This window comes from Dehalobacter sp. MCB1 (assembly GCF_003590275.1).
Lineage (GTDB): Bacteria > Bacillota > Desulfitobacteriia > Desulfitobacteriales > Syntrophobotulaceae > Dehalobacter.
Genome location: NZ_LXPC01000017.1, coordinates 55,612 through 73,202, shown reverse-complemented (window position 1 = coordinate 73,202; position 17,591 = coordinate 55,612). Strand labels below are relative to the sequence as shown.

Below are 17,591 nucleotides of genomic sequence, written 5' to 3'. Positions count from 1 at the left end.
TCAAGGATCCCGGATTTTCCGGGGTCCTTTTTGACATTCATGGAGAAGTTAATGCTGCCGGAGCAGTGCCAAGGACAGCAAAGAGAAGCGTTATTGCTGATATAATTCATACATAATTACATAATACTAGTCTCCATAATGTATAGACAGCGTAAGCGGAGCATGGATTGCGCAGCGCGGCTATTTGCGCCACGGAGGGTGCAACTTGCCGAAAGCGGCTATACATTATGGAGACCAGCCCAAGTAATATATGACACTTAGAAAGGGCGAGAATTAATGAAGCTAACAGTTCTAGGCTGCTGGGGAGCATATCCCGAAGCAGGAGAGGCAACATCCGGGTATCTTTTACAGACAGGCAGGCATACAGTCCTGTTGGACTGCGGCAGCGGGGTATTGGCAAATTTATGGAAGCATGTTTCCCACGAGCAGATCGACGCGGTTTTTATTTCCCATTTTCACCATGACCATACGGCAGATCTCGGATGCCTTCTATATGCGAGCAAATTTGCGTTTGCGTTTAAGAAAAGAACACAGCCGCTTCCTGTTTATGCGAGTAATCAGCCGGGATGCTTTAAGGAATTGACCTTTGGTGAATATAGCAGCGGTATCGAAATAAAGTCGGATACGGTTCTCGATCTTGACGGTTTGAAAGTTTCCTTTGCTCCAACCGTCCATGATGCCTATAACCTGGCAATGAAGCTTGAATATGCCGGTAAAGTCCTGATCTATACCGGTGATCTTGGGCCTGCATCTGATTTAAGCCAGTTTGAAGGCGGAGCAGATCTATTGATTACTGAATCAAGCCTATATGCCCATGAAACCGGCTTATTCCAGGGGCATCTGACCTCTACCGAAGCTGCGGCCCTGGCCAGACGTATCGACGCAAAAGCACTTCTTCTGACCCATTTCCCGCATATTGGTGAAACAGCAAAGTTGGCAGATGAAGCTTCCCAGTATTATGCCGGCAAAATCTATTTGGCAAAAACCAATCTTACAGTAGAATTCTAATTGGAGACAGTGTGCGTCTTTCATTTAAGTTAATAAACAACAAGTAAGTTAATAAACAACATGAACAATGAATAGACTGAACTGATATAGTTCGTGCATTTATTTGCGTTCTGTACTATAATACAGACAAGAGAGAGGAGAGATAGCAGAATGAAAATGACCGGAGCACAAGCAATCATCGAATGTCTTAAAAAGGAAGATGTACAAGTCGTTTTTGGCTATCCCGGCGGATCGGTCTTAACTTTGTATGATGCGCTGTATATGTCCGAATTTCCTCATGTTCTGCCAAGACATGAACAGGGCGCAATCCATGCTGCCGACGGTTACGCCAGGGCAACAGGCAAGGTCGGCGTGTGTATGGCGACTTCCGGCCCTGGGGCCACGAATCTTATCACTGGAATTGCCACAGCCTATATGGATTCTGTTCCGCTGGTGCTGATTACCGGTCAGGTTGCCGTACCTTTTTTAGGGCGGGATTCCTTTCAAGAAGCGGATATACGCGGGATTACAACCCCGATTACCAAACATAATTACCTGGTTAGGGATGTCAGGGATTTGCCGAAGACCGTGAAAGAAGCTTTTCATATTGCACGTACGGGCCGTCCGGGTCCTGTTTTAATTGATATTCCGAAAAATATCTTTGCTGAAGAAATAGATTTTGCGTATCCCGCAGAGGTTAATTTAAGAGGTTATACCCCGATCTCCGAGGGAGATAGCCGGACGATGGATGCCGTATTTGACGAGCTTAAATTTGCCCAAAAGCCTTTGTTTTTTGTTGGGGGCGGCCTGAATCTGTCGGATACTTCTGAGATCATGCGAAAAATAGTAGCCTATACCGGGGTACCAACAGTCTCGAGCCTGATGGGGCTGGGCTGTATCTTGAGCAATGATCCTCGCTTTTTTGGCATGATCGGGATGCACGGCACATATGCCGGAAATATGTCCACCACCGAGACGGACCTGCTGATTGGAATCGGCGTGCGTTTCGATGACCGGGTCACAGGACGGTTAGATCAGTTTGCTTCTAACGCTAAAATTGTGCATTTTGATATTGATCCGGCTGAAATCAATAAAAATGTCCGGGCAAATATCCGGGTGATTGGCGATCTGCGTTGGACACTCGAGAAGTTCTATCAAAAACTGCAGGAAAAACCTGCTCAAGAATGGCAAGATCAGTTTAAGCCGTGGCTAGAAAAGCTGTCTGGCTGGAAAAAAGAAAAGCCGCTCATGTATAAAAAAGATACGGATGAAATATTGCCACAGCCTGTCATTGAAAAGATCTGTGAAATCACAGAAGGTAACGCTGTTATTGTTACGGACGTAGGCCAAAATCAAATGTGGACCGCCCAGTTCTACGGTTTTAAACACCCAAGGTCACTGTTGACTTCCGGAGGACTTGGAACGATGGGTTACGGCCTTCCGGCTTCCATGGGAGCCCAGGTCGGGAAGCCAAATAAGAAGGTCATTTGCATATGCGGCGACGGAGGCTTCATGATGAATTGCCAGGAGCTGATGACGATTGCTGACTTAAATTTGTCTGTCAAAGTCATGATCTTAAATAACCGGTCTTTGGGAATGGTTGCCCAATGGCAGCGGGAATTCTACAACAGCCATTATGCACATTCCTGTATGAGAACGAAAGCAGATTTCGTCCAGATCGCCAAGGCGATGGGCGTTCCTGCCGTCCGTCTTGATAAGAAAGAAGAAATTGAAGCTGTACTGAAAAAAGCAATCTTCTCGGAAGGCCCGTTCCTGGTAGATATCCGTATTCCTGAAGAAGAGGATGTTTTGCCGATGGTTCCGACCGGGGCCGGTTTAAACCAAATGATATTGGGGGGCTGAAAATGAAACATACCTTAGTCGTATTGGTGGAAAATAAACCGGGTGTTTTGACCCATGTTTCCGGGTTGATCAGTCGGAGGAATTTTAATATCGAAAGCATTAACGCCGGCTATACCGAGGAAGCCGACATGTCCAGAATCACCATTGAGGTTGATGCTGATGATGAATATGAATTGGAACAGGTTGTTAATCAGCTCTCCAAGCTAATTGATGTAATCAAAATCATTGATCTTACAGGAAAGGACAGGGTACACAGAGACCTGGCCTTAATCAAGGTGAAGGCTTCACCGGAAAACAGGGCAGAAATTATAAACCTCGCCGAAATTTTCCGGGCCCATATTGTCGATGTCAATAAAGAGACCATGATCATCGAGCTGACCGGTGAAGATGTCAAAATTGATGCGATTTGCGAACTGCTGGATGACTACGGAATCATTGAAATTGTCAGAACCGGCAAGATAGCGATCTGCCGGGGACCCAAGGCTGCCAAAGATGTCTAACATAATATTTGAGTGTAACTGTGGGTCCCGGATGCCCCGCAGTTCCTGTTATATTCGTAATAAATAAGGCCCCAGTGATGAAGGGATAAGCGTATGAATGTCGAAAATTTATTAAGACTAAGTCAAAATTGATTCGTTACTTTGGAATAGAACTTTCCAGCAAGGAGGTATACGGATGAATGCTTTTACCCGGTCGATTGTCCAGGTTATTCGTGGGTCAGCGAAGGCCTTTCAAACTTTTCCAGCTGCAATTGCCTGTGCTTTCGGTTTTGCCGTCGTAACGATGATTAGGATTCAGCTTGACTGGCCGCAACAAGAACCTTATAACTTTCTGTTCAACTGTCTGCATTGGGCTTTTGCAATGGGTGCGGTATTCAGTCTGACCGCAATTACTGCTGCCCAAAGCCGGATTAATCAGAAAAAAGCTTTCTTGGGTGCCAATCTGCTTGGTGTCGTGGCCGCAGCTGTAACCTTCCTGGCACTTTACCTGTTTGGAGGAACGATCCCGGATGAATCTCGCTATGCTATAGTTACAACTTTGGCTGGCGCCCGTGTGAGTATGGCGATGCTGGTCAGTTTTCTGGTCTTTATCATCCTGGCCGGATATCCCAAAGACCAATCTGATTTCTCCAGGTCCTTATTAATGACGCAAAAGGCCTTCTTTATTGCTATCATTTACGGAGCAGTGATTATGGGCGGGGTTTCTGGGGTTGCAGGTGCTGTCCAGGCCTTGCTGTATCACGGCATGAGCAGCAAGGTTTATATGGTTATTGGGACCCTGACCGGCTTTTTAGTCTTTACAATCTTTGTGGGCTATTTTCCCGATTTCCGCAAAGGAGAAGTTGACGAACACCGTGAAGTTGCCCAGAAACAGCCGCGGTTTATTGAAATCCTGTTTGGCAGCATCATGATTCCGATTATCCTGGCGTTGACCGCAGTTCTGCTTCTTTGGGCGGGCAAAACGATGATGAGCGGCATAGGTACATCGTCTTTCGTACAGCTTTCCGGCATTGCCTCAGCCTATACCATCGGCGGGATTTGGCTCCATATGATGGTCACGAATTACGAATCTGCACTGGCAAAATTTTATCGCCGAATTTATCCGGTTGCCGCCCTGGTAATTCTGGCCTTCGAAGCCTGGGCAGTCGTAATCCAGCTGGGCAAGTCAGGACTTAAAACGATTGAATATTCCTTCATACTGATCTGGATTGTGGCCTTAGCAGCGGCTGTCCTGCTGATGATACGAAAGGCAAGATCACATGCTGTAATCGCTGTCCTGACTTGTGTACTTGCGGTATTCTCCGTATTGCCAGTCGTTGGCTATCAGGCACTGCCGGTCACTGCGCAGGTAAACCGACTGGAAAAGATATTGGTCAACCAGGGAATACTGCAGGATAACCAGCTGACTCCCTCAGCTGTCCAACCGGAACGTGCTGTACGCGAATCCATTACCGATGCAGTCGACTATCTCGCCAATGCCAGTGATGCGAAGCTGCCGTCCTGGTTCGATAAGCGTCTTGCCCAGAGCGATGTCTTCAAAGACAAACTAGGTTTTGATAAAACCTGGCCGGAACCTGAGGATATGCCGGGAAAAGACAAGTATATCGCTACATCCCTGATGTTGCCGCCTGAGCCTGTTGACATCAGCGGTTATCGCTGGGCCTTAAATATGCAGATGGAATATGTAAAACAGATGGAAAATGCAAATGGGAAGGAATATATCACGATTGACGGTGACAAAGGCACCTATAGCATCTATTGGACGTACCCTGCCAATAACAATATCCCGTCTTTGAAGATTCTTCAAGATGGCCGTGTGATTCTTGAACAGGATATGAACGGTTATATCGACCAGATTTCTGCGAAGTTCCCGCCGGGTAAGGCCGAAACCTATCAGGCAGCTTTGGGTGATATGTGCGTGAAGCTGGAAACACCGGAAGTGAGCGTACTGCTGGTCTTCAGCAATATTGATATTAGCATGGACCCCCGCGAAGATAGGATCAATTATTGGCTTAACCTCGACCAGCTGTATCTGAAAGAGAATTAAGGCTGTACAATATATAATTTAAGAACATTGTATTATTACTAATGTAGTTCGTGCCAAAGATGATTGGCAGGGACTATTTTCTTTTAGCAACGATCTATAAAATTTGGCCGCAAAGTATAATTATTCCAGTGCGAACGGGGCAATACTATACAGGATTAAATATTAATGATAAGCAGGGTGACGGATTGTTGTTTTGGAATCTGCTGGGCTTGGAATTAATCCTGGTTTGTGCGGCGGGTATAACGCTTCTTGGTAACTACTCCGGTCTCGTCATTGCGGGCCTAATTATATCTGCAGTCAATTTTGCGGTGAATGAACAGGGCAGTATTCTGTTCTGGGAAATTATCATTCTTGCCTATATGTGTTTTGGACTCATTGTGACTTATCTGCTGAATCAGAAAACACACAATTTTCGCGTCCTGAAAGTAGTTGGCGGAAGTGTTTCTTCGCTGTTCCTGTTTGGAATGCTGCTGCCGTTTATACCGGTAATTTTGATTTGGATTGCTATTATAGGCATCCCGCTCGTTTTCAACTATCGGAGTATTTCCAGAGCGATTGTGTTTCAAGCAATTTTTAAGTTTATTTTTTGCACAGGTTGGCTTATTATAGGAAATATACTATATTAATGATACGAATTAATGATACAAAGGAGGGAAAAGTATGGTCATTTTGTTAGTTTCAATTATTATTGCGCTCATTGTGGTGATTTTTGCGGTTCAAAATGCAGCAGTTGTTCCAATCCATTTCTTATTCTGGACAGCAGATTTGCCGCTGGTTCTCGTTATTTTCTGTTCGGTCTTCGCAGGTGCCCTGCTAATGTTCTGCCTTGCACTCCGCCGGGAATTAAAGTCCAGGAAAGAAACGAAAGTCAATAAAAAATTTACCAGCAAAAGAACTGCAGTTTCGGATGCTGATCCGATCGATATACCGCAGAGGGATAGTCAGAACAAAGATAATCAGACTGTTGCCAAAGAAAATACTGTCGGCGCTTCTGAAAATCAGAAATAGGGACTGATTAATGGAAAACAACTTGTGGATTTTATCACACAAAACGTATTTGGGTGAAGCATTTTTGAAAAAAGCGGGACTCTCCCGCAGTACCTTGAGTATTCTTCATAATCGCGGTTATTCTTCGAGAGACAGTGTTTTGGAATTTTTGAAGCCATCGCTTCTGGACCTGCATTCTCCGTTCTTGTTTAAAGATATGGAGGTCATCATGCAAAGGCTTGCCGAGGCCAGGGCGGATCAGGAAAAGATTTTGATCTACGGGGATTACGATGCCGATGGTGTAACCGGAACAGCCTTACTGTATAAGGGACTGACCAGTCTTGGGTATCAGGTCGTTGTCCATATCCCGAGCCGGGAAGAAGGTTACGGCCTGCATTCGGAAACGATCGAAAAAGCAAGCCACAACAATATCTCGCTGATTATCACTGTTGACTGCGGAATCTCGGCTGTCCAGGAGGTAGCCTTTGCTAAAACCTGCGGTATCGACATCATTGTTACGGACCACCATGAACCGCAGGACGAACTGCCTTGCGCAGTTGGAATATTAAATTCCAAAATAGCAGATTCAGGTTATCCGTTTCCGCATTTGGCTGGTGTCGGGGTAGCCTTTAAACTCCTGCAAGCCCTATACGCCCGTTTAGGTTATTCTGAGGCGGCATTTGGGGCGGAGAACGATTATCTTGATTTGGTCGCGCTTGGAACGATTGCGGATATTGTCCCACTCGTCGGGGAAAACAGAATCCTCGTCAAAAATGGGCTGACTGTGATGGAAAATACCAGGCACTCCGGGATCAGGGCGCTGCTGGAGGAATGCGGCCTTCTTGGCAAGAAGCTTAAGGCAGGTCAGATTTCGTTTATTGTTGCTCCGAGAATCAATGCCGCCGGGAGGATGGATACGGCGAGGCTGGCACTGAACTTACTGCTTGAAGAGACCTATGATGATGCGTTGGAGATGGCCAGGGAACTTAGCAAGGAAAATAATCAGAGACAGCTTACTGAAAAGGAGCTGCTTTGTGATGCTGAACGTATATTAGCTGAAGGCCCAATACCCAATGTCATTGTCTTGTCCTCACCGAACTGGCATCACGGGGTGATTGGCATTGTCGCTTCGCGACTCGTGGAGCGCTACAAGCGGCCGGTCTTCCTTATTGCCGAGGAAGGGGATACTGGGAAAGGCTCAGCCAGAGGAATCTCGGACTATCATGTTCTCGACGAATTAAAAAAACAGGCGAATACTTTAAGCAAATTTGGCGGTCATAAACAAGCGGCCGGATTTACGCTTCCTGTAGACCAGATCCCGCAGCTCCGGGAAGGACTTAATAATAGTTTTCTTGAACTTGGGATCATCTTTAAGGAACGTTTTCAGATCGATTCTATGATATCGTGGGATGAACTGAATGCTCAGTTATTGGAAGAGCTGGAACAGATGGCTCCGTTTGGGGCAGGAAATCCAGCACCTGTCTTAAGAACGGATGGCCTTGCCGTCCAAAACGTTTCTGTTGTCGGTAAAGGCCGGGAACATTTGAAAATGACGCTCGCAGCAGCAAAGCTTAAACGGGAAGCTATGGCGTTTAAAAAGGGACAAGAATTTGATCTGGTCAAAAACATCGATATGATCGATATTATTTATAATCTTGAGCTGAACAGCTACGGTAATGTCGAAACCATCCAGGCCGTCGTCAAGGATTTTCGTCCTTCCGGTGTCGGAGCCGAGCAGGAAATCGCCTGTACGGCTGAGGGATATTCCGAACCGGAGCCAGCCATTAGCGGGAGCCTGTCGGATTTCGAGACTGCCGCCTTCAAAGAAAAGACTTCGGCACCGCGTCTTTCCAGAAAGATGCTGGCGGATTTCTATCGAAACCTTAAGCACATAACGGATGAACGCGGTTTTATTTGGTGGGGACCGTCTGCGGAAAAACCTGGAATGCAGCTCAGCATCATGAAAATATTCGAGGAACTTGGCATCATCAGCTGGTATGGCGGAACAGGCCCGTATTTATTTAAATTAAACAATATCGAGAAAACCTACTTGCAGACTTCTTTGCGTTTCAGAGTCTGGAGCGAATAGGAACCCAGAGGTGGCTTAATGAATTTTCAACAACTGAAGGAAACATTGATTTCCAATAATGCGCAATACAACCTGGAGAAAATTGAAGAGGCCTATGAATATGCGGAACTTGCCCATCGCGGCCAACTCCGCAATTCCGGCGAAAAGTATATCTATCATCCGCTGGAAGTCGCTTCGATTCTTGCGGAATTGGAGATGGACGATTCGACGATCATTGCTGCGCTGCTGCATGATGTTGCTGAAGATACGAACAGGACACTTGAAGATATCCGTAAGAATTTTGGCGATGAAGTTGCGGGGCTCGTCGATGGGGTAACCAAGCTCGGCAAAATTTCGTACAAGAGCAAGGTTGAAGTCCAGGTTGAGAACTTAAGGAAAATGTTTCTGGCGATGGCCAAGGATATTCGGGTTATTTTAATCAAGCTGGCCGACCGCCTGCACAATATGCGGACCCTGAAATATCAGTCTGAATCTAAACAAAAGGAAATTGCGCAGGAGACGATCGAGATCTACGCGCCCTTAGCCAATAGGCTCGGGATATTCCGGATCAAGTGGGAGCTGGAAGATCTCGCTTTTCGCTATTTGCATTCGCAGGAATATTACGATTTAGTTGAAGGTATTTCTTTAAAGAGAAAAGAAAGACAGGAACAGATCGATGAGGTGATCGAACAGCTTAAAGTCAGGCTCGATGAAGTCGGAATTGAAGCCGATATTGCCGGCCGTCCGAAGCATTTCTTTAGTATCTATAAAAAGATGCTCGATCAGAACAAAGATCTGAGTGAAATATTTGATTTGACGGCAGTCCGGGTCATTGTCAAAACCGTCAATGACTGTTACGGAGCACTGGGGGTTATTCACACCCTATGGAAGCCTATTCCCGGAAGGTTTAAAGATTATATTGCGATGCCGAAACCGAATATGTACCAGTCCCTGCATACCACATTAATCGGAAACCACGGGGACCCGTTTGAAATCCAGATCCGAACCTGGGAGATGCACCGGACGGCTGAATACGGGATTGCTGCCCACTGGAAATACAAAGAAGGCAAAAAAATTGAGAGTAATTTTGAACAGAAACTATCCTGGATCCGCCAGCTCCTGGAAGTACAGCATGACTCCAAGGACGATGCCGGCGAATTTATGGAATCGCTGAAAATAGACTTGTTTGCGGATACTGTATTTGTGTTTACGCCTAAAGGTGATGTCGTTGAATTGCCGGCCGATTCCTGTCCGATCGATTTTGCGTACCGGGTTCATACGGATGTCGGCCATAGCTGTATCGGTGCCAAAATCAACGGAAGGATTGTTCCACTTGACACCAAATTGAAAAACGGGGATATTGTCGAGATTCTGACAACCAGGACGCCCACCGGCCCAAGCAGGGACTGGGTCTGTCTCGTAAAGACCTCTCAGGCTAAAAACAGGATCCGTCAATGGTTTAAGAAAGAAAAAAGAGAAGAGAATATTATCAGAGGACGTGAAGGCCTCGAGCGTGAAGCTAGGAAACTTGGTCTTGAACCGTCAATAGCCTTAAAATTAGAAAACATGATCAAATTAGCCAAGAGCTTCAGCTTCAACAACATTGATGATTTATATGCAGCAATGGGTGATGGCGCGATTACTTTTAAAAAAGCCCTGGGTCGTTTAAAGGAAGAAATTCTGAAAGAAGAGTTGAAAACACCGCTTTTTCCGATTCAGACAGAACACAAGCACCCGGTGAAGCATTCTCAGGGAGTATCGGTCAAAGGGGTAAACAATATCCTGATCCGGTTTTCCCGGTGCTGCAACCCGCTTCCCGGAGATCCGATCATCGGCTATATAACGAGAGGCCGCGGTGTATCAATTCACAGGGCAGACTGCTCAGAGCTCATCGGACTTACGGCAGAAGAGCAGGAGCGGATCGTTGAGGTTGAATGGGAAGCCGCTGTCGAGTCAATTTATCCTGTAGATATCGAGGCTATCGGTCTGGACCGCGTGGGTTTGGTCAGCGACATTATGAACGTAATCACCGAAACACGGACCCACATGCTCGGAATGAGTGCCCGGGTAGGCAAAGACCGCGTCTCGCATATCCGTCTGAGAATCGAAGTGAAAAGCCTCGACCATTTAAATTATGTTCTTAACAAGTTCCGTAAAGTCAAAGATATTACCGTAGTCGAGAGAATTCAGGGCGGAGGAAACACTTGATGCGGGGTGTTGTTCAGAGGGTTAAAAGCGCAGCTGTACGGGTTGAGAATCAGACTGTAGGCCAGATTGGGGCAGGACTCATGGTTTTAATCGGGATCGGACAGGAAGACGACACGGATGATGTCAAGTGGCTTGCTGATAAAATACTAAATTTAAGAGTATTTGAAGACGATCAGGCCAAAATGAATCTGTCGGTAGCCGATATCGGCGGAGAACTACTGCTCGTGTCCCAGTTTACTTTGTTAGGTGACTGCCGGAAGGGCAGGAGGCCTAGCTTTTCTGAGGCAGCTCCTCCGGAAACAGCCAAAGCAATGTTTGAAAGCCTGACAGAATATCTTCAAAAAACTGGAATTAAGGTTGAAACGGGCCTTTTTCAGGCCGACATGGACGTCGAACTGGTTAACAACGGACCAGTTACGCTGTTGCTGGACAGCAAGAAACAGTTTTAAACTAGCTGATTGATTCGTAAACACGGTATCAAATTAGCTTTGCTCGGGTTAGTCAGTATATTGATGGAAGTATATATTATATAGAGGTGGCGATATCACGTGATTGAAAGAATTGTGACGCCTGTCTTGGGTGTGAACTGCTACGTACTGGCTTGCGACCAGACTAAAAAGGCTGTAATCATCGACCCAGGATCGGGAAGTATGATAATCAAGGATTTGCTGAAAAGGCATAACCTGAAGGTCGAGCGGATCATCTTGACGCACGGACATTATGACCATATCGGGGCAGCTGAAGAATTGAGGAAAACCCTGCATGCTGACGTCGCCATCCACAGGGAGGATGCAGGGATGTTGACGGATCCCCAGAAAAACCTTTCCAGAATGTTCAGCAGGGACTACGTGATGTCTCCAGCTGAAATACTGTTGGAAGACGATCAGGAATTCTTTATTGGTAAAGTCCAAATGAAAGTTATCCATACGCCGGGGCATACACCGGGCGGCATCTGTCTGCTGTCGGATGGTGTGCTATTCAGCGGGGACACGCTCTTTGACTGTTCAATCGGCAGAGCGGATCTTCCCGGGGGGGACTTTCATAAACTTCTTAACAGTATCAATGATAAGCTAATGGTTTTGGACGATCAAATCCTGGTTTATCCCGGACATGAATCCTTTACATCCATTGGCCGGGAAAGGGCTAGAAATCCATATATTAGCGGAGACCTGGCCTGATGGAGGAAAGTATTCTCATTTACAGTTCCACAATTGATCCTAAAATGTTAACCAGCTGCTCACAAATCATAGCAGCTTTTTTTCCAGGTAAAAAGCTTAGAACAGGCAAAAACTATATGGCAGGCGAGTTATTGTCCGACGTACTGCCGAATGACATGCAATCAGCAGCCGTTCGATCTGATGCTGGAATTATACAGTCTGCCGTTGATCATAAACGGTCTGATGCTGAAGCTTTTTGCATCGTTATAGATTCCAGCGATACTTCCCTGGGAAAGGCTTTTGAAATCTGCCTGACAGACAGAACGACTGGAGAAAAGTATACGAGGACAGTACATTCGGGATCAGCGAATGATTTCAACGGACTGCAGCTTCCCGGAAAAGAACCGCTGCCTCAGATCATTTTAAAAAGAGGTTTATGTCTGTTTTTATCCGAATATACCGGGAGCACGCTTCCCTGGGGAATCCTGACCGGTATACGGCCCGGAAAAATCATTGGTAAGATGACCGATCTCGGATATGACGAAGAACAAAAGAATAAAGTCCTGCGAGAACTTTACCTTGTTGACCAGGAAAAGGTGAGCCTGCTTCACCAGATCGAACAGGTTCAGCAGCCTTTCCGTCAAACGATGAAAGAAGCCGAGCATTTTGCCGGCGTTTATCTTGCGATACCCTTTTGTCCGTCCCGCTGTTTCTACTGCTCATTTCCGTCCAATTCCCTGGCTGGGAAGCAGAGCGGACAGCTTTGCCGCTATCTGAAAGCTCTGAAGAAGGAAGTCAAACTAACCGGGAAAATGATGCAGGGGCTGGGTATGAAGGCCGATAGCCTTTATATCGGTGGTGGGACACCGACGGTACTAAGCGCCGCCGACCTGCAAATGCTGCTGGAAACCATCCGTGACGAGATTCCACAGGCTGAGCGGTGTGAATATTCTGTTGAGGCCGGTAGACCGGATACGATTGACCATACTAAACTGACAGTCATGAAGAATTTTGGGGTGAGCCGAATAAGCGTTAACCCTCAGACCATGCAGGAGGCAACGCTGCCCGTGATTGGACGCAGGCATACGGCCGCCGATATCCGGGAGTGTTTTCTTCTAGCCAGAGAAGTTTCCGACTGGGTGATCAATATGGATTTGATCCTTGGACTGCCGGGTGAAGGATCCGAGGAAGTCCTGGACAGTGTGGAAAAAGTACTGGCTTTGCAACCGGATAACATTACCGTCCATGCCCTGGCGCTGAAACGAGGTTCTGCAGCCTGGGAGAACCATTCGGCTTCAAACCGCGAAGATTCTAAAGATTGGCAGGATATTCAGCGCGAAGTCCACCGCAGGATTCAAAAGCACGGATATATTCCGTATTATCTGTACCGACAAAAGTATATTGCCGGTAACCTTGAGAATATTGGCTATGCCCTTCGGGGTAAAGAATGCCGCTATAATATTGCGATGATTGAAGAGCAGCAAAACATCATTGGTCTTGGTGCAGGCAGCGTCAGCAAAATACGGAAGAGGGGTTCCGGCCACGAGAATATGTATCATCCGCTGGACCTGCAGTGTTATGAGGACCAACTGATGCAGGTCCACCAAAAAATAAAGCAATCATTGACAGATTTTTTGCCTGTTTTATGAAAAAATACAGGAATCCTGATGAGACTGAAGGATAATTGTGTTATAATAGATAAGCTTATTTTTTAGATTGGACACGCCGGATGATCTGGTGATCTACCGTTGTGCAGGAGGAAATGATCATGTCGATTCAACGGCCGAAAGGTACACAGGATATCATTCCGGGTACCATAGAAAAGTGGCAGTTTCTCGAAGAACAAATCCGGAAGATTTGTTCCGAGTATGGATATAAAGAAATCAGAACACCGGTCTTTGAGGCGACCGAACTTTTTCAGCGCGGCGTCGGAGAGACAACGGATATTGTCAATAAAGAAATGTATACCTTTATGGATAAAGGGCAGAGATCCATCACACTGCGTCCGGAAGGGACGGCTTCCGTCTGCAGGGCGTATACCGAGAACAAGCTTTATGCGCTGCAGCAGCCAGTCAAAATGTATTACCTCGGCCCGATGTTCCGCTATGAGAAGTCCCAGGCCGGACGCTTCCGGCAATTCCACCAGTTCGGAGCAGAGGTGCTCGGTGGAGAGGATCCACTTGTCGATGCTGAAATCATCTGTCTGATCTGGGATTTTTTTGGCAGGATCGGCCTTAAGGGACTCGTTGTTGAGATCAATTCCGTGGGTTGTCCGACGTGCCGGGCTGAGCACAGGATTAGGCTGCAGGAATTCCTGCAGGAACGCAAAGATGATCTTTGTCCGGATTGCCAGAACCGCTTTATCAAAAATCCAATGCGAATTTTAGACTGTAAGAACAGTTCCTGTCAAAAGCTGACGGAGAATGCGCCGACGACCCTGGATACACTCTGCGTAGACTGTGCGGACCATTTCGCGAAGATTCAGGAATATTTAAAAATCGCTGGGGTTGCGTACCGGATTAATCCCAGAATGGTTCGCGGGCTGGATTATTATCAAAAAACAGCCTTTGAAGTCACGGCTGAAGGTATCGGCGCCCAGAATGCGATTTGCGGTGGCGGGCGTTATGACGGTCTTGTCCAGGAAATCGGCGGGCCGGCCACACCGGGAATTGGTTTTGCCATGGGACTGGAACGTATCCTGAGTGTCATGGAAAAGCAGAATGTTGAAATGATGCCTGAGGTTGAAGCGCCGGTCGTGATTGCAGCTCTGGGTGAGGCGGCCAGACAGGAAGGGTTCAGGCTTTTAGGTGATCTGCGGCAGGCTGGGCTGCCGGCAGTTATGGACCTTCTGGGAAAAGGACTTAAAGGTCAGCTTAAATATGCAGACCGGGAACAGGCCCGCTATGTATTAATACTGGGTGACGATGAGCTGTCCCGAAAAATGGTGATTGTCCGCGATATGCGGCTGGGAGATCAACAGGAAATCCCGATGGATCAAATCAAAGCTTTTTTGTTGAAGCATACGAAATGTGAAATGTAGGAGGATATCAATGTTAGCAGAAAGAATCGGAGCGGGTACGCTGAACAGGAAAAACGCAGGCGAAAAAGTAAAGTTGTTGGGTTGGGTTCAAACCAGAAGGGACCATGGAGGCGTCATTTTTGTTGATTTGCGCGACAGGTCTGGCATTGTCCAGATTGTCTTCAACCCGGATATGCCTGCAAACGCTTTTAATCAGGCTGAAAAGCTCCGCTCGGAGTATGTGATAAAGGCCGAAGGTCTCGTTCGGGTGAGACCTGAAGGTTCAGAAAATCCGAATATGGTTACCGGAGAAATTGAAGTTGTGATCGAAAACCTCGAAATACTCAATAAAGCGAAAACTCCGCCTTTCTACATCCAGGACAATGTGGATGTCGATGAAAGTGTCAGGCTGAAACACCGCTATCTTGACCTCCGCCGAACCGAAATGCAGAACATCTTTAAGATCAGACACAAGGTCATGAAAATCATGCGTGATTTTCTGGACATTGAGGGGTTCCTGGAAATTGAAACGCCGATTCTGGCTAAGTCGACACCAGAAGGGGCCAGAGACTATCTTGTTCCAAGCCGTGTGAATCAGGGAACATTTTATGGTCTACCCCAATCGCCGCAGATCTTTAAACAGCTGTTGATGGTCGCCGGTATGGAAAAATATTATCAGATTGCTCGCTGCTTCCGTGATGAAGATTTGCGCGCGGACCGCCAGCCGGAATTTACCCAGCTCGACTTGGAGATGTCCTTTATTGAGATTGAAGACCTTCTGCCGATGATGGAGAATCTGATTGCCAAGATCTTCAGGGAGATTAAAGGTATTGATATCCCGCTCCCCATTCCGCGGCTGACCTATCAGGAGGCGATGGAACGCTATGGTTCGGACAAACCGGATACCCGCTTTGCCATGGAATTGATCGATGTGGCTCCGGTCGTTAAAGATTCCGGATTTAAAGTATTTGCCGACGTTATCGCGAAGGGCGGCAGGGTTAAAGGGATCTGCGCCAAAGGATGTGCCGGCATGCCGCGAAGAGAAATTGACGCGCTCACTAAGTTTGTCAGCATTTACGGAGCCAAAGGACTTGCCTACATCGTGATGGATCCCGAAGGAATGAAATCACCGATTCTGAAGTTCTTCACCGAAAAGGAAATTAACGCACTGCTGGCTGCGATGGGAGCAGAAACCGGAGACATCCTATTCTTCGTTGCCGATAAGGAATCCGTCGTTCATAATGCGCTTGGGAACTTAAGACTAGAGCTGGCCAAACGGATGGAGCTTATCCGGGAAGATAGGATTAACTGTCTTTGGGTTACGGAATTCCCGCTCATGGAATATGATGAGGAAGAAAAACGCTATGTGGCGATTCACCATATGTTTACCAGTCCGATGAATGAAGATATTCCTCTCCTGGATTCTGATCCGCTGAAGGTAAGAGCAAAGGCTTATGACATGGTCCTGAACGGAATGGAACTTGGCGGAGGAAGCATCCGGATTCACCAAAGGGATGTTCAGGAAAAGATCTTTGACCTGATTGGTTTGAGCAGTGAAGAGGCCAAAGAAAAATTTGGCTATCTGCTTGAGGCGTTCGAATATGGCACACCACCCCATGGGGGAATTGCGTTTGGGCTAGATAGACTTACGATGATTCTTTCCGGACGGGACAATATCCGCGATGTCATCGCATTCCCGAAGACCCAGAGTGCTTCATGCCTGTTGACCCAGACGCCTTCACCGGTTGTGGACAGCCAACTCAAAGAGCTTCATATTAAATTGGACCTAAAAGCAAAACAGACTTCTAATTAGTCTTTTAATTATTTATCAATAATTCCCCATCAATTCAATTTAATTTAATTCATCTTATCTCATTAATAGAACTTTCGATAAGGGCTTTGCTGGTTTATTATTCATAAAAACAGGCATAATATATTTCATACCCGGCAAAGCCTATGCAATATCTTTGAATATCCTGAAATGTCCAGAAATATTCTGCAAAGCCTCTTGACAGAATAGCCAGACGGATCATATAATAACCTTAGAAAATACCCGGGTAGGGTATAGGGGTAAGGGGTAAGATGGAACCAAAGAAAAAAAAGGAACCGAGAAACGATATCATGATCCGATTGAAACGGATTGAGGGACAGGTCAAGGGGTTGCAGCGTATGCTTGATGAAGAAAAATGCTGTTCTGATGTTTTGGTTCAGGTTGCCGCAGTCAAGGCAGCAATCAATAAGGTTGGCATTATGATTTTTGAAGAGCACTCCAGAACCTGCTTGAAAGATGCGCTCGAAACGGAAAATGATAAAGCCCTGGATGATCTGATTGTTTTGTTGAACCGGTTTGTCCATTAATCTTTTGGACAAACAAAAGTCTTTTTCTATGGTGACGTTAAGAACGGAGGGATTTAAGATGGCAGGTGTTAATGTCAAAACATTTACTGCTGAGAATTGGCAGAGTGATGTACTCAGTTCAAGCCAGCTGGTATTGGTCGATTTTTGGGCTGCCTGGTGCGGACCTTGCAGAATGATAGCTCCTGTAGTGGAAGAACTGGCAGATGAATATGCAGGTAAAGTAACCATCGGCAAATTAAATGTCGATGAGCAGGGGGAAATCGCCCAGAAATACGGCGTAATGAGTATTCCGACACTGCTGCTGATTAAAAACGGTAAAATTGCTGATACGATCGTCGGTTTCAGAGGAAAATCGGATCTTGTAAAGGCTATTGAAGCGAAATTGTAATTAGAAAGA

General features: G+C 46.5%; 15 protein-coding genes. All 15 read left to right on the top strand.

What is annotated here, in order from left to right; genetic code table 11:
• Positions 1 to 276: 276 nt before the first annotated feature.
• The gene (locus tag A7K50_RS12810; RefSeq protein WP_119776664.1) at positions 277 to 1,008 is read left to right on the top strand and encodes an MBL fold metallo-hydrolase; all 732 of its coding nucleotides are present in this window, start codon (positions 277 to 279) and stop codon (positions 1,006 to 1,008) included.
• A 150-nt stretch (positions 1,009 to 1,158) separates the two neighbouring features.
• Entirely contained in the window at positions 1,159 to 2,850 is a 1,692-nt protein-coding gene (gene ilvB / locus A7K50_RS12805; RefSeq protein WP_119776662.1) for a biosynthetic-type acetolactate synthase large subunit, read from the top strand.
• Between the two features lie 2 nt (positions 2,851 to 2,852).
• Positions 2,853 to 3,350, top strand: coding sequence for an acetolactate synthase small subunit (ilvN, locus tag A7K50_RS12800; protein WP_119776660.1), 498 nt, complete (start codon positions 2,853 to 2,855; stop codon positions 3,348 to 3,350).
• A 175-nt stretch (positions 3,351 to 3,525) separates the two neighbouring features.
• On the top strand, positions 3,526 to 5,397 hold the full coding sequence (locus A7K50_RS12795) for a DUF4153 domain-containing protein (RefSeq protein ID WP_119776659.1): 1,872 nt from the start codon (positions 3,526 to 3,528) through the stop codon (positions 5,395 to 5,397).
• 59 nt (positions 5,398 to 5,456) lie between these two features.
• On the top strand, positions 5,457 to 6,023 hold the full coding sequence (locus tag A7K50_RS12790) for a hypothetical protein (RefSeq protein WP_243103753.1): 567 nt from the start codon (positions 5,457 to 5,459) through the stop codon (positions 6,021 to 6,023).
• A 34-nt stretch (positions 6,024 to 6,057) separates the two neighbouring features.
• Positions 6,058 to 6,405, top strand: coding sequence for a lipopolysaccharide assembly protein LapA domain-containing protein (locus tag A7K50_RS12785; protein ID WP_119776657.1), 348 nt, complete (start codon positions 6,058 to 6,060; stop codon positions 6,403 to 6,405).
• A 49-nt stretch (positions 6,406 to 6,454) separates the two neighbouring features.
• Positions 6,455 to 8,473 (top strand): single-stranded-DNA-specific exonuclease RecJ, encoded by a 2,019-nt coding sequence (gene recJ, locus A7K50_RS12780; protein ID WP_243103750.1) that lies wholly within the window; start codon positions 6,455 to 6,457, stop codon positions 8,471 to 8,473.
• Positions 8,474 to 8,491: 18 nt separating this feature from the next.
• Positions 8,492 to 10,660 carry a bifunctional (p)ppGpp synthetase/guanosine-3',5'-bis(diphosphate) 3'-pyrophosphohydrolase gene (locus A7K50_RS12775; RefSeq protein ID WP_119776654.1) on the top strand — a complete coding sequence of 723 codons (2,169 nt, stop codon included), beginning with the start codon at positions 8,492 to 8,494 and terminating at the stop codon, positions 10,658 to 10,660.
• Positions 10,660 to 11,109 carry a D-aminoacyl-tRNA deacylase gene (gene dtd / locus A7K50_RS12770; protein ID WP_119776652.1) on the top strand — a complete coding sequence of 150 codons (450 nt, stop codon included), beginning with the start codon at positions 10,660 to 10,662 and terminating at the stop codon, positions 11,107 to 11,109. The genes A7K50_RS12775 and dtd overlap by 1 nt, the downstream gene beginning before the upstream one ends.
• A 99-nt stretch (positions 11,110 to 11,208) precedes the next feature.
• Positions 11,209 to 11,838, top strand: a complete 630-nt coding sequence (locus tag A7K50_RS12765) for an MBL fold metallo-hydrolase (RefSeq protein ID WP_119776650.1) — start codon at positions 11,209 to 11,211, stop codon at positions 11,836 to 11,838.
• The gene (hemZ, locus tag A7K50_RS12760; RefSeq protein WP_119776649.1) at positions 11,838 to 13,466 is read left to right on the top strand and encodes a coproporphyrinogen dehydrogenase HemZ; all 1,629 of its coding nucleotides are present in this window, start codon (positions 11,838 to 11,840) and stop codon (positions 13,464 to 13,466) included. Before A7K50_RS12765 ends, hemZ begins: the two co-directional genes overlap by 1 nt.
• A gap of 119 nt (positions 13,467 to 13,585) precedes the next feature.
• Positions 13,586 to 14,857, top strand: a complete 1,272-nt coding sequence (gene hisS, locus A7K50_RS12755) for a histidine--tRNA ligase (RefSeq protein ID WP_119776647.1) — start codon at positions 13,586 to 13,588, stop codon at positions 14,855 to 14,857.
• 10 nt (positions 14,858 to 14,867) lie between these two features.
• Positions 14,868 to 16,649 carry an aspartate--tRNA ligase gene (aspS, locus tag A7K50_RS12750; protein WP_119776645.1) on the top strand — a complete coding sequence of 594 codons (1,782 nt, stop codon included), beginning with the start codon at positions 14,868 to 14,870 and terminating at the stop codon, positions 16,647 to 16,649.
• Between the two features lie 269 nt (positions 16,650 to 16,918).
• Positions 16,919 to 17,194 (top strand): metal-sensitive transcriptional regulator, encoded by a 276-nt coding sequence (locus tag A7K50_RS12745; RefSeq protein ID WP_119776644.1) that lies wholly within the window; start codon positions 16,919 to 16,921, stop codon positions 17,192 to 17,194.
• Between the two features lie 58 nt (positions 17,195 to 17,252).
• Positions 17,253 to 17,582: a thioredoxin gene (trxA, locus tag A7K50_RS12740; RefSeq protein WP_119776642.1), complete on the top strand. Its 330-nt coding sequence runs from the start codon at positions 17,253 to 17,255 to the stop codon at positions 17,580 to 17,582.
• Positions 17,583 to 17,591: the final 9 nt, after the last annotated feature.

Coding starts and splice junctions, on each gene's coding strand:
- dtd (WP_119776652.1), top strand. CDS start 10,660: ATGCGGGGTGTTGTTCAGAGGGTTAAAAGCGCAGCTGTACGGGTTGAG.
- A7K50_RS12795 (WP_119776659.1), top strand. CDS start 3,526: ATGAATGCTTTTACCCGGTCGATTGTCCAGGTTATTCGTGGGTCAGCG.
- A7K50_RS12810 (WP_119776664.1), top strand. CDS start 277: ATGAAGCTAACAGTTCTAGGCTGCTGGGGAGCATATCCCGAAGCAGGA.
- hemZ (WP_119776649.1), top strand. CDS start 11,838: ATGGAGGAAAGTATTCTCATTTACAGTTCCACAATTGATCCTAAAATG.
- A7K50_RS12790 (WP_243103753.1), top strand. CDS start 5,457: ATGATTGGCAGGGACTATTTTCTTTTAGCAACGATCTATAAAATTTGG.
- trxA (WP_119776642.1), top strand. CDS start 17,253: ATGGCAGGTGTTAATGTCAAAACATTTACTGCTGAGAATTGGCAGAGT.
- hisS (WP_119776647.1), top strand. CDS start 13,586: ATGTCGATTCAACGGCCGAAAGGTACACAGGATATCATTCCGGGTACC.
- A7K50_RS12745 (WP_119776644.1), top strand. CDS start 16,919: ATGGAACCAAAGAAAAAAAAGGAACCGAGAAACGATATCATGATCCGA.
- A7K50_RS12785 (WP_119776657.1), top strand. CDS start 6,058: ATGGTCATTTTGTTAGTTTCAATTATTATTGCGCTCATTGTGGTGATT.
- aspS (WP_119776645.1), top strand. CDS start 14,868: ATGTTAGCAGAAAGAATCGGAGCGGGTACGCTGAACAGGAAAAACGCA.
- A7K50_RS12775 (WP_119776654.1), top strand. CDS start 8,492: ATGAATTTTCAACAACTGAAGGAAACATTGATTTCCAATAATGCGCAA.
- ilvN (WP_119776660.1), top strand. CDS start 2,853: ATGAAACATACCTTAGTCGTATTGGTGGAAAATAAACCGGGTGTTTTG.
- ilvB (WP_119776662.1), top strand. CDS start 1,159: ATGAAAATGACCGGAGCACAAGCAATCATCGAATGTCTTAAAAAGGAA.